The organism is Actinokineospora guangxiensis (genome assembly GCF_042657845.1).
GTDB classification, from domain to species: domain Bacteria; phylum Actinomycetota; class Actinomycetes; order Mycobacteriales; family Pseudonocardiaceae; genus Actinokineospora; species Actinokineospora guangxiensis.
Map to the genome: position 1 here is coordinate 44,608 of NZ_JBHSKF010000008.1, position 11,568 is coordinate 56,175.

The window sequence follows — 11,568 nt, forward strand, 5'->3', positions numbered from 1 at the left end:
CGTGCCCGCCGACCACCTCAGGTGATGTGCTCCAACACGGCCTCCGCGACAGCCTTCATGGTCGTCCGCCGATCCATCGCCGTCCGCTGGATCCACCGGAACGCCTCCGGCTCACTCAGCCCCTGCTTGGACATCAGCAGCCCCTTGGCCCGCTCGATGACCTTCCGCGTCTCCAACCGCTCGGTAAGCCCCGCGACCTCGTTCTCCAACGCGTGCAACTCGGCGAACCGACTGACCGCCAACTCGATCGCAGGCACCAGGTCATGCCTGGCGAACGGCTTCACCAGGTAAGCCATCGCCCCAGCATCCCGAGCCCGCTCCACCAACTCCCGCTGACTGAACGCCGTCAACATCACCACCGGCGCGATCCGCTCCCGAGCGATCGCCGAGGCAGCATCGATGCCGTCCATCCGGGGCATCTTCACGTCCATGATCACCAGATCAGGCCGCAACTCCCCCGCCAACTGCACGGCCTGCTCCCCATCAGCAGCCTCCCCGGCGACCTCGTACCCCTCCTCACGGAGCATCTCGACGAGATCAAGCCGAATCAACGCCTCGTCCTCGGCAACCAACACCCGCCGCACAGGCGCCTCACCAGCCACCTCGGTCACCGACACCCTCCAAGCCTCGACCCCACAAGAACCCGCAGCCTACCGCCGCCGTGTTACGCCCCGTCGTCACATAACGAGTGAACCCGCCAACACCCCAACCACCCCCACCCCGTACAGTTACCCACCACGCCCCCGTAGCCCAATCGGCAGAGGCAACGGATTCAAAACCCGTCCAGTGTGCGTTCGAATCGCACCGGGGGCACCAGCGAAAACGCGGTCTGACCTGCAAAAACTTCGCGATAAGTTGATCTTGACAAGTCCGGCTGTTCTGTGCTGCATCCGGCCATCTACGGGTGTCTGTGCCCTATACGTGCCCGAGTTTGCCCGAGCCCGACAGCCGAGGGTGGCCAGCAGACGCCCTGCCGACACCCGCGCTCGGTACGTCACACGACCGTCGAGACAGCTCGTCGCCGACCTCTCAGCCGGCGTTACGAGCCCGGCCCGTAGCGCTCGACCAAGATCAGGAACGTCGGCGGACGCCACCACCGCCTAGACCGCAGTTGGGCCACAGATGCGGTTGAGACGTGCCCATGAGTTCAAACGTTCGACAGGTGGCCCCGCTGAGGCTCCCGCCTCCGGAGAGCGGTGCGCGCATATAGCCTGATCTGCGGAAACATTGTGTACTGAGACAACTTGGGCACACACTGGGCAGGAGGGCCGCTGCAACGGCTACCCAGGCAGGGAAGTCAACGGCCATACCCGAGTGTTCATGGCTGTCGCCGTAGCGTGACGAAGGCTCGCCAGGCCATCCAACGAGTAAGAAGTGCCTCGCCGACCTGGGTCGATGCTGCCCGGACTCGTCATCGGCATGCCAGACACGCCGGCGTTGAGATCTTCACCGACCTGGCAGGTCGGTGCTGTTGACCTGCCGTCGCTGTACGCGACGTTTGAGATCCCCACCGACTTGGCGGGGTCGGTACTGCGTCGCAGACCTGCATGTCGCCGGCGCTTGCGGCGAAGTTGGGATCCTCACAGACCTAGTGAAGTCGGTGCTGCCACCACGAGGGCGTGGCCAACGTCGCCCACGCGGGGTTGAGATCCTCACCGACCTGGTGGGATCGGTGCTGCCACCTTGCGGGGTCGCCAAAAGCCATCGTCCACTTTGTTGAGATCCTCACCGACCTGGCGGGGTCGGTGCTGCACCTACCACCGAGCCGTCAAGGGTCTGCCCGTGGCGGTTGAGATCCTCACCGACCTGGCGGGGTCGGTGCTGCTGGCCGAGCCGGTGCGCCGCCGCGTGCAGGGCGTGCAGTTGAGATCCTCACCGACCTGGCGGGGTCGGTGCTGCGGCTCACCTCGACAAGGTGGAGCAGGACGAGCAGGAGTTGAGATCTTCACCGACCTGGCGGGGCCGGTGCTGCCTCATCGACGCCGCCGACTACCTCAACCACGCAGAGGTTGAGATCCTCACCGACCTGGCGGGGCCGGTGCTGCTCTGCGCTGACCCCCAGGGCGACGGCGGCGACGAGGTAGTTGAGATCCTCACCGACCTGGCGGGGCCGGTGCTGCCCCGCTTGAGATGGGAGTTCTTGGTCGTTTCGCTTCCTGATGTAGCTGGCAACGCCAGGATTAGGGCAACACGCCGTCGTTCTGGTTCGGAGCCTCTCGGCGTTTCGCTGGACGCTTGGGGTTCCGAAGCGAGCTGGAGAAGGCTGAATGCTCACGGAAGGCGAAGGTATCGGGGCTCGCTGCCCGGTGTGGCGGTGCGCTACTTGACGAGTGCAGGTGAAGTGCACATCTCATCGATCTCACCAGGGACGGTGCCCTTCCGGATGGCGCCGTCCGTGCTGGCTGCGTGTCTGGGTCTCGGGTGTGGGGGCGTGTTTCAGAGTATGAGTGCGCCGTGGTGGGGTGGTGTGGTGGCGTTGCCGAGGTGGGTGGTGTTGGTGAAGGTGCCGCGGTCGAGTTGGTAGATGCGGATGCTGTCAGTTTGTGGGTTGATCAGTGTGGTGAGGGTGTCTTCGAGGGTGAGGCGTTGGGCCGGTGTGCAGATGATCTCGAAGACTGATTTCTGGACTCGGTGTCCGTGTCCTTCGCAGGTGGTGGCGACGCGGCGGAGGCGGCGTTCTCCTTCGGGGGTGGTGGTGTCGATGTCGTAGGTGATGAGGAGTTCCATGTCTAGGTGAGGGTCCAGGGGTGGTAGGTGGGTGTGTCTCCTCGGAGGTGGCGGGCGAGGAGTCTGGCTTGCAGGAGTGGTAGGAGTCCGGCGGGGATGTCGCGGTTCAGGGTGGCGTGGTGCCAGGTGCGTTCGCGGGCTTCTGACCAGTGGTGGAGGAAGGTTTTTCGGCCGTCGTCGGTGAGGGTGACGGCTCCGCCTGGTTCGGTCTGGGTGTGTCGGGTGGTGATTTGGCCTCGGTTGAGGAGGGTGAAGACGAGTCGGTCGACGAGGAGTGGGCGGAGTTCTTCCATGAGGTCGAGGGCGAGGGCGGGTTTGGCCGGGCGGATGCCGTGGAGGTATCCGATGTGGGGGTCGAGGCCGACGTGTTCGCAGGCGCCGTGGACGGCGATGCGCAGCATGGCGTAGCCGAAGGAGAGCAGGCAGTTCACGGGGTCTTGGGGTGGTCGTCGGGTTCTGCCGGGTGTGGCTCCTTTCACGAGGTGGGGTAGGGATTGGAAGTAGTCGCGTGCGGCGCGTCCTTCGATTCCCAGGATCGCTTCGGTGGAGGCGGCGGCGGGGAGGTCGGTGATGGCGGTGGCGTGGCGTTCGGCGATCGCTCTGAGGTGAGTTTGGCGTTGTCCTGTGGCGTCGCGGGCGGCGCGCAGGATGAGTTGTCGGTAGTTGTGGAGTTTCGCGGCGATGAATGCGCGGCAGAGGGTGTTGCGGTGGTCGGGGTTGTCGTGGGCGCGGGCTTGGGCCAGGCGTAGGAGGCCGTTGCCGTTGTGGGGTCCGTGGGCTCGGGCGAGGAAGCGGCCGTTGCGGGTGACCCAGGTGACGGGTCGGGCGTCGGCGGCGCAGCGGTGGAGGAGGTCGTCGGTGACGGTGACTCCGTTGAAGGCGACGATGTCGTCGATTCTGACCAGGGGCAGGAGGTGGCGTCCGGGCTTGTCGGGGTGGATGACGCGGATGGTGTCGCTGTCGAGGTGCAGGCTGGTGCCTGGGGTGGTGATGTAGAGGGTGCGCAGGAGTTCGTTCATAAGGGGTTTCAGTCGGTCCAGTCCGCTGGAGGCTGCGGGGTGAATAGGTTGGTGGGGGTGGTGGGGATGTCTGGAAGGCAGCCGGGTTTGAGGGAGCACCGGGTGCAGCGGCGGTCGTTGACCGGTGTGGGTGCGCGGATGGCGGCGAGGGCGGCTCGGAGAGCTGTGACGGTGTCGGTGAGGCGCTGCAGGAGGGTGTCGTCGACGGTGACGGTGTATCGGCGGCGTGTTCGCCCCGCGAACACCTCACCGTAGGAAATGTCGGTGGCGAACATCTCGCGCAGGCACACGACCTGAGCTGCTACCTGGAGGTCGGCCGCGGAGCCTGGCCGGTAGCCGCCGGACTTGTGTTCCACGGGTATGGGTCGTCCGTCGCGGAGGTGGACGGTGTCGCATACTCCGTGTACTCCGAGGGAGTTGCTCCACACCGGCAGCGATGTCCACACGGTGTTACCGCGGATGGTCGTGGTGGCGCGTCGGTCGACGGCTTGGTGTGCCAGGTCGCCGCGGACGGTGTCGGTGTTGGCGTCGAAGTAGCCTTCGCGGTGGATGAGCACGGCCTGCCGGGGGCAGTAGGCGTGGTGTTCGATCGCGGAGATCGGGATGCTGTCGCCCTGGTGTGGCAGGTCGTGCTCATCCGGCGCGGTCATGTGTAGAGGGTGGTGAGGGTGATCTGGTCGGGGAGGTTCTCCTGGTCGACGGTGATCTTGTAGTCGGTGAAGTGTCGTGGCGCGAAGTCGGGTTGGGTGTGGCTGTGGCTCTGGATGTGGATGCGTTCGGTGAGGGTGTGGGCGGGGGCGGCGCCGAACTTGTCGTGGTGGGTGAAGATGTAGAGGCCGCGGGGGGCGAGACGACCTCGGGTGGCGGAGCGGTCGTGGTCGAACATCATCTGCAGAGAGCGGTAGAAGAGTTCGAGGTCGCGGCTGGTGACACCGGTCTTGGTGCCGCGGGTGGCCGAGTAGTAGATCTCGGTCTTGTAGAGGCCGTAGGGGACGGTCCATTTGCCGCCCATCTCGGTGGTCTCGCCCTTGTCGATGTCTTCCTGTTTGGTTTGGGTGACGCGGGTGATGGCGTGGTCGGCCGGTGAGATCGGGTCGATGGTGCGGGCGATGCCGACTTGCAGGGGGCCGCGGATCTGGCCGAGGGCGCGGGTCTTGCCGACGGAGAGGACGCCGCCGAAGAGGCGGATGTCGACGTAGCGGTCGCACAGCCAGGCTTTGGCCGGTTCGGCTTGCTCGGCGGTGATCTTCTTGTCGTCGAGTTGGAGTCCGTTGGCCTGGTAGGACTCGGCCAGGCGGGTGTTGAGGGCGTGGCCTGCTTGGACGAACACGTTGTAGCGGGGGTCGTCCTCGGCGGCGAGGGCGATGGTGTCGCGGATCTTGCGCTTGAGGGCGACGTCGGTGACCAGGCCGTGGCCGGTCTCCATGTCGGTGCGGGGGCGGTTGCCTGCGTCAGGGTCGCCGTTGGGGTTGCCGTCGGTGATGTCGAAGAGGAACACCATGTCGTGGCGGACGGCGGGGTCAAGGTGCGGGGCGGTCACGGGGTCGGGTCCTCCGAGTCGTTGGCGACGTTGTTCTTGGCCTTGGCCTTGGTCTGGGCGTGGGCGCGGGAGCGCTGGTCGGAGGCGCGCTGATGGTGGTAGCCGAGCATGAACGCGCCCTGCTGGGAGACGGTGGTCCGCCGGGGAATGCCCGGCTTGTGTTCGATCAGGTCGAACAGTTCGTCGAGTGTGTCGGACAGTTTGACTGCGGCGCCGCGGGTCTTGTCGTTGCGGCGGAGTTTGCCCAGCCACGCTTTGGCTTCCTTGCGGCCGTTGATCAGCACCATCTGGGGGTGGTCGGCGGCGCTGGCGAAGTAGCGGTCGCCGTAGGTGGTGTTGAGGTCTCGTCCGAGTGCTGTGATCTGGATGTTCTCCAGGGTGGCGAAGATGCGTCCGGAGACGTAGGCGGGGTCGCGGCTGGTGGTGTTGAGGGAGGGCAAGGGTTTCTCCGTGCTGGCTGTGCAGGCTCGGGTGAGGCTCAGGCGTAGGAGCGCTGCTCGGGGGTTGTCGAGATGGCCGTCGGTGCGTATGCGGTTGATCAGGTGGGTGAGGACGGACGGGGGCACCGGGGTGCCGCGCAGTGCGCTGCGCAGCAGGTCGTTCTGGATGCCGTCGGGACGGTGGGCGCCTTTGGCGCCGAGGAAGGCGTACCGGCGTTCCTGGCGGAGCCATCGTCCGGTGCACGTGACGAGTCGGGACAGGGTGTGGCAGGTGGGTTCCCCGGGCCACCGTGGGGTGATCTCGTGGTCGGCGAACCAGCGCCCGATGTTGGTGCGCAGGTCATCGAGTGGCATGTCGATCCAGTCGCGGACCATGATGCGGGCGACGTTGCCACCGATGCTCAGCGCGCAGAACCGTGCCGGGTCTATCCCGTCGCCGATGGTCTTTGCGCGGTTCTTGTCAGCTTTGCGGAATGCGTTGAGCAGTTGGTCGATCTCGGCGGGGGTGCCGTTGATGACCACGTTGACGGGGTCGAACTCGGCGGCGTCGACCGTCCACCAGGCCAGGCGGGTGTTCTCGCCGCTGTAGTTGAGGGTGTGCGGTGAGGACAGCACGCTCACCAGGCCGTTGGAGACGGCTTCGCCGCAGCCGACGCAGATCGGGGTGCAGGCCAGTTGCTCGGTGAGGTCGTAGCCGAAGGCCCGTTCGTTGACGCTGATGAGCGCGGTGTCGTTGCTGGCGCCCGGGACGAGCTTGGCGGGGACCTTGCTGGGGATGGTGTCGAGCAACGATCCTGTTGTGCCGCAGACCAGGCACAGCCCTGAGTTGGCACTGCCTTTGCGGTTCGTGACCTCGTGGGACCAGAACGATGCCGCTGTTGTGGCGTCGTGGGCGAACCGGCCGCCGACGGTGACCAGGACTCGGTCCTTTGCGGCGATGTCGTCGGCGCGTTCGATCAGGTCGGGTCCGCCGCGATCGTAGAAGGCGATCAGTGCCGCTGCTGCGGGGTCGTCGGGGTGTGTCTGGGCCCAGCGGCGGGTGAGGTCGACGAAAGCGGCGTGGCAGCGGGCCACTCGGTCGGTTCTGGTGGTGGGGTCCGCCCAGCCGAGCACGTACTGGACATCGTCGGCGGCCAGGTTGGGGGCCACACCGACGGTGCGGACGGTGGCGGGGACGATGTGTTCGGCCAGCCGCGCTTTGCCTTTGGCGTCGGTGGTGGTGACCGATTCCAGCGATGTGGCCGCGGGTGTTCCGTCGTGGTTGAGGCGTAGTTCCCAGCGGAACCCGAGCGCGCGGTGGAACGGTCGTGTATGCGGTTGGGTGCGGGCGTGCTCGGCCAGGCGTTGCAGCAGCATCAGCCGGTCACGCTCCCGGGGATACCGGTTGCGGGTACGTGCAGGACACCGCTGTCGAGGCGTGCGGTGAACCAGGTGAACGTGGCCGGGGTTGTCGAGTAGTTGATGCTGTGGAGCATGATCCCGAGATCCTCGCTGCGCGAGATCGGCGGAGTGTCGTCGACCGGCTCGAAGTACGCGGTGAACTCCCGGGTGCCGAGGAACGGCTGGGAGAAGCAGCTGCCGCGGGCGACCCTGCGGCGGAACTGATCGCGGTAGGCGGCTTCGGTCTTCTTCGCGTCGGGTTTGAGCCGCACATGGGCGTGGATGCGATAGGCGACCTCGCGCAGGCACAGCGAGTTGCGTTGGACCCTGTTGGCGACCGTGTCCACTCGGCGTCGTCCTGCCGCCGCGTCGACCAGCGACGGCAGATCGTTGGTCTCGTTGCGGCGTTGGGTGAAGTAGTCGATCGGGTTGAGCACCTCGATCGCCACCACCTGCCACGTGAACTCCGGCTTCCAGAAGATGGCCTCGAGCACCCCTGCCGCGGCGGTCGGTGTCATGATCGGGTAGGTCACCCGTTCGGCTTTCAACTCGGGGCGGGTGAACAACGCGCCGTCGCCTCGCACCTGCACCGAGACCGGGGGTGCCCCGGCCGAGGTCGGTAGTTTCAGGATCAAAAGATCGTCTCCTTGTCGATCGCGTCGATGTCGATGCCGACCTGCCGGTCGTACGCGCCGACCCACTCCCACATCGCGCGGCTGCCTGCGACCAACGGCCGGCACAGCGCCCCCACGTCGGGGCGGTCCATCACGTGGCGGGGCAGACGCACCATGTGGCCACGCAACTCCCGGAACACCTCCCGCAACGGCCCCTGCCCTGCCCTGACCTGCTCCACCAAGTCCAGGACGCGGTCGGTGTCGCCGTAGTCGGAGACGACCACCGGCACCCCGTCGTCGTCGATCATCCGGAACGCCAGCCGCCGATCACGGACGGAAGAGCCTTGTTGGACGAGCGGGCCGTCCGCCACCGCGGCGAAGTCCAAGTCGTGTCGGGCAGCTGTGATCGCAGACGCCCGGCCGCCGTCCTGCACGTTCTGGCTTTGATAGAGGGCGCGGAAGTAGGCGTCGAGGACCACAGGGTCGTCGGGGTCGATCCGAGGATCGGCGAAGAACGTCCGAGTCTTGTCCACCGCCGCCCGGTAAAAGCGAGGAACCGGCAGATCGGCGATGTCGAACACCACGACCCTGCCATGCTCGGGCAGTGCACCCTCGCGGTTGGCTCGGCCCGCGGCCTGCTGCAAGGACTCCGCAGGCGCCAACGCGCGGAAGACGACAGGGAAGTCCATGTCCACCCCGCACTCCACCAGCTGCGTGGACACCACCGTCACCGCAGCACCCTCAGCGAGAAGACGTTGCACCTCGGCGAGCACCCACCGACGGTGCGCGGGAACCATCCGGGTCGACAGGTGGAACACCGCGGCGTGCGGGGCCGCGCGCTGCAGGTCCCGGAAGAACACCCGGGCGTGATCCACCGTGTTCACCACGACCAACGCCCGCGGCTCGGCCGCCGCCTCCGCCACCATCTCCGGCAGCGTCGGTTGCGGCTGCACCCGCCACTCGTAGCGCACCCGCTTCAACGACCGGTACAACACACCGGCATCGGCGACCAGCGATCGGATACCCGCGCGGCGACCGGCCGGGAAGTGCTCGAAAGCCGGCTGGGTGGCCGAGGCCAACACCACCGAGGCGCCGAAGTGCTCGGTCAGCAGCCGCAACCCGTCCAGAATGTGCTCCAACAGATCCGCAGGCAACGCGTGCACCTCGTCCAACACGATCACAGCGTTCGCCAGCCGATGCAGCTTGCGCGACCGCGCGGGCATCCGCCCGAACAACGAATCGAACAGCTGCACCGTCGTGGTCACCACAAACGGCGCATCCCAATTCTCCGCCCCCAACGACGCATCACGACCCCCGAACACGCAGTGCGGCCGGTGATGCTCCACCTCGGTGTTGGAATGATGCTCCAACACCACATCACGACCGAGCAACCGCCGATACACAGCGGCGGTCTGCTCGGTCACCGTCGTGAACGGCACCGCCACGACCACCCGCGACATCCGGTGACACGCCGCGTGCCGCAACGCGAACGCCCCCAACGTCAACGTCTTGCCCGACCCCGTCGGCCCCGGCATCCGAAACACGCCACGCTCCCCCGGCGCATGCCGCATCACCTCCTCGAACACCGCCTCCCGGATCGCGTCGACAGGCGAAGGCGAACGACCCGCCACCACCGCGAGCCGCTCACGCTCGAACCGCGCAGCCAACGCCTCCATGTCAGAAGCGGGCGCCAACCGCACCGACGCCCCAGCGAAATGAGCGGCCGTGTCCAGATGATCGGCGTCCACCAACGCCGAGAACACCATCCGCACACCGAACTCCGCCACCGCGCGATCCCCCCACCCCACAGGCATCAACGACGGCCCCTCCACCAACGCTCGGGCCTCCGGCACCACACCGAAGAACCGCTCGATCTCCACCCACGGATCACCCTCGGGCCCCACACCGGCAAGCGCTGCCGCGGACTGCAGCCCGCCGTGGTGCCCCATCACCGTCGCCGCCGCCACCTTCCCCCGCCGCAGCAACAACCACGCCCCCAACATCTTGTGATCCAACCCGACAGGACCCCCCGACGCCGCAGCACGAATCAACCCCTCCTGCCACCGCTCCGTCGCTTTACCCGCGTCATGGACAAGACCAGCGGCATGCGCCAACTCCCCCGCCCCAAACGGCTCAGCGAACAACCCCGCCAACCGCGCGGTCTCACGCACATGCTCACCCAACGGATGCCACCGACCCGAGCCATCCCCAGGGCTATGCGCCCGCAACTCCACAGAAAGATCCTTCCAACGCCGTCTCCCCCGACGAGCACCGCAAACCCTAAGCCCCCCGACCGACAGAACCCGAAACCCAACCACCGACGAGACACCCGATTCACCCGAACAGCCCCAACGCGAACATCCATCATTTTTCGCTCCACCAGCGAACCGTTCGAGCCCGCCAGCGGAGCGCTGTATCACCATCACTGAACCAGTCGACACGAGATGCCAATAACCGTTGAGATCCCCGCAGGTAACTCTATCCTGCGCCAACCAGGCAACACCCAAACAAAGAGGCCGGAACCTGTTATCCCCGCAGGCTAGCAACTCTCGCTGCGGCCAGACCAACACCACCTGATCCTCAACGAGAAGCACAACGGATGTTCACTCCTACAGGTGACAACATTATCACTTCGCGGCCATGGCGGTGGTTCAGTTATTGGCAAGGCACTGAAGCCGTCTTGATCACACCCATCCACCCAGGCAACATTCACGCGCGAGAAGGGAGACATGCGCTGAACGGTGGCGATCGCCGTCGACCGGAACTGATCACCTTGCGCTCCGCGGTCGTCGTACTGGCTGGCCTGTCGACAGGCGGCCTGACCGGCTCTCTCATCGCCGGAGCGGGACACTCGACACACACTGCTTCCACCGCCACCCTTCTCGCAGCGCTCGTCGCCATAAACCTGTTCAACTCATTCATCGAATGAACAACGGACCGCCAGAACGCACGCCACCGCTCCTCAGAAACACGCCGAATCGCACTCTTGTTATCCACAATCTCGGCCTCACCAAGCCGCGAAAGGCGATACTGCCCGACGGCGGGAGCGACTCTGACTTAACCGGTCCGATCGAGGTCCTTAACGACCCTTGGGGGCCGGTGCTACCGCCCTGTATGGGCGCACGGTGGGCGGGCGGCCGAAGTTGAGATCCTCACCGACCCGCGAGGGCCGGTGCTGCCGCGCCGCATGACCGTGGTCGATGCGCCGTCCACGACGTTGAGATCCTCACCGACCCGCGAGGGCCGGTGCTGCGATGGAGCACGCCACCAAGGGCATGGGCCTGTGGTGGTTGAGATCCTCACCGACCCGCGAGGGCCGGTGCTGCCGGGCCTCCGGTGTGGAGTTCCTGCGCAAGGTGCTGTTGAGATCCTCACCGACCCGCGAGGGCCGGTGCTGCAAGATCACTAATTGTTGGGGCCGCCCCGTGGACAGTTGAAATCCTCACCGACCCGCGAGGGCCGGTGCTGCCTTCTTGCCGACCTTGTGACGCAGGCCAGAGAGGGGTTGAGATCCTCACCGACCCGTGAGGGTCGGTGATGGCGTTGGCGCGCACGGCGTCGGCGAGCGCCTGCAGGTTGAGATCCTCACCGACCCGTGAGGGTCGGTGCAGCTCCATTGAGGACGTCGAGCGTCATGCCGACGGTGGTGTTGAGATCCTCACCGACCCGTGAGGGTCGGTGCTGCCTTCTCCATGACACCCAGCTCGAAGTCGATCAGGTGTGTTGAGATCCTCACCGACCCGTGAGGGTCGGTGCTGCCCTGGTTCACGGTCGACCTGACCGGCACCCTGGAGTTGAGATCCTCACCGACCCGTGAGGGTCGGTGCTGCAACACCGCAACCCCGAGG

At 66.2% G+C, this 11,568-nt stretch carries 9 protein-coding genes, 1 tRNA gene and 1 CRISPR repeat array; of the genes, 2 read left to right on the plus strand and 8 right to left on the minus strand.

Annotated elements, in window-relative coordinates:
* Positions 1 to 17: 17 nt before the first annotated feature.
* Positions 18 to 611 carry an ANTAR domain-containing response regulator gene (locus ACFPM7_RS17435; RefSeq protein ID WP_378248701.1) on the minus strand — a complete coding sequence of 198 codons (594 nt, stop codon included), beginning with the start codon at positions 609 to 611 and terminating at the stop codon, positions 18 to 20.
* 128 nt (positions 612 to 739) lie between these two features.
* Here ACFPM7_RS17435 and ACFPM7_RS17440 point away from each other — a divergent pair.
* Positions 740 to 816, plus strand: a tRNA-Leu gene (locus ACFPM7_RS17440).
* 1,620 nt (positions 817 to 2,436) lie between these two features.
* Here the strand turns inward: ACFPM7_RS17440 and cas2 are convergent.
* The 7 genes from cas2 to cas3 are packed head-to-tail and all read right to left on the minus strand — an operon-like array spanning position 2,437 to position 9,891.
* A complete protein-coding gene (gene cas2, locus ACFPM7_RS17445) occupies positions 2,437 to 2,727 on the minus strand; it encodes a CRISPR-associated endonuclease Cas2 (protein ID WP_378248693.1) in 291 nt (96 codons plus the stop codon).
* A 2-nt stretch (positions 2,728 to 2,729) separates the two neighbouring features.
* Positions 2,730 to 3,746, minus strand: a complete 1,017-nt coding sequence (gene cas1c / locus ACFPM7_RS17450) for a type I-C CRISPR-associated endonuclease Cas1c (protein WP_378248694.1) — start codon at positions 3,744 to 3,746, stop codon at positions 2,730 to 2,732.
* Positions 3,747 to 3,754: 8 nt separating this feature from the next.
* Entirely contained in the window at positions 3,755 to 4,396 is a 642-nt protein-coding gene (gene cas4, locus ACFPM7_RS17455; protein WP_378248695.1) for a CRISPR-associated protein Cas4, read from the minus strand.
* Positions 4,393 to 5,286: a type I-C CRISPR-associated protein Cas7/Csd2 gene (cas7c, locus tag ACFPM7_RS17460; protein ID WP_378248696.1), complete on the minus strand. Its 894-nt coding sequence runs from the start codon at positions 5,284 to 5,286 to the stop codon at positions 4,393 to 4,395. Before cas7c ends, cas4 begins: the two co-directional genes overlap by 4 nt.
* Positions 5,283 to 7,082 (minus strand): type I-C CRISPR-associated protein Cas8c/Csd1, encoded by a 1,800-nt coding sequence (cas8c, locus tag ACFPM7_RS17465; protein WP_378248697.1) that lies wholly within the window; start codon positions 7,080 to 7,082, stop codon positions 5,283 to 5,285. The genes cas7c and cas8c overlap by 4 nt, the downstream gene beginning before the upstream one ends.
* Positions 7,082 to 7,690 (minus strand): type I-C CRISPR-associated protein Cas5c, encoded by a 609-nt coding sequence (gene cas5c, locus ACFPM7_RS17470; protein ID WP_378248698.1) that lies wholly within the window; start codon positions 7,688 to 7,690, stop codon positions 7,082 to 7,084. Before cas5c ends, cas8c begins: the two co-directional genes overlap by 1 nt.
* 47 nt (positions 7,691 to 7,737) lie before the next feature.
* Positions 7,738 to 9,891, minus strand: coding sequence for a CRISPR-associated helicase Cas3' (gene cas3 / locus ACFPM7_RS17475; RefSeq protein WP_378248699.1), 2,154 nt, complete (start codon positions 9,889 to 9,891; stop codon positions 7,738 to 7,740).
* Positions 9,892 to 10,400: 509 nt separating this feature from the next.
* Between cas3 and ACFPM7_RS17480 the strand changes: the two genes are divergently transcribed.
* The gene (locus ACFPM7_RS17480) at positions 10,401 to 10,649 is read left to right on the plus strand and encodes a hypothetical protein (RefSeq protein ID WP_378248700.1); all 249 of its coding nucleotides are present in this window, start codon (positions 10,401 to 10,403) and stop codon (positions 10,647 to 10,649) included.
* A gap of 213 nt (positions 10,650 to 10,862) precedes the next feature.
* Positions 10,863 to 11,550: direct repeats of the CRISPR family, unit length 37 nt; unit sequence GTTGAGATCCTCACCGACCCGCGAGGGCCGGTGCTGC.
* Positions 11,551 to 11,568: the final 18 nt, after the last annotated feature.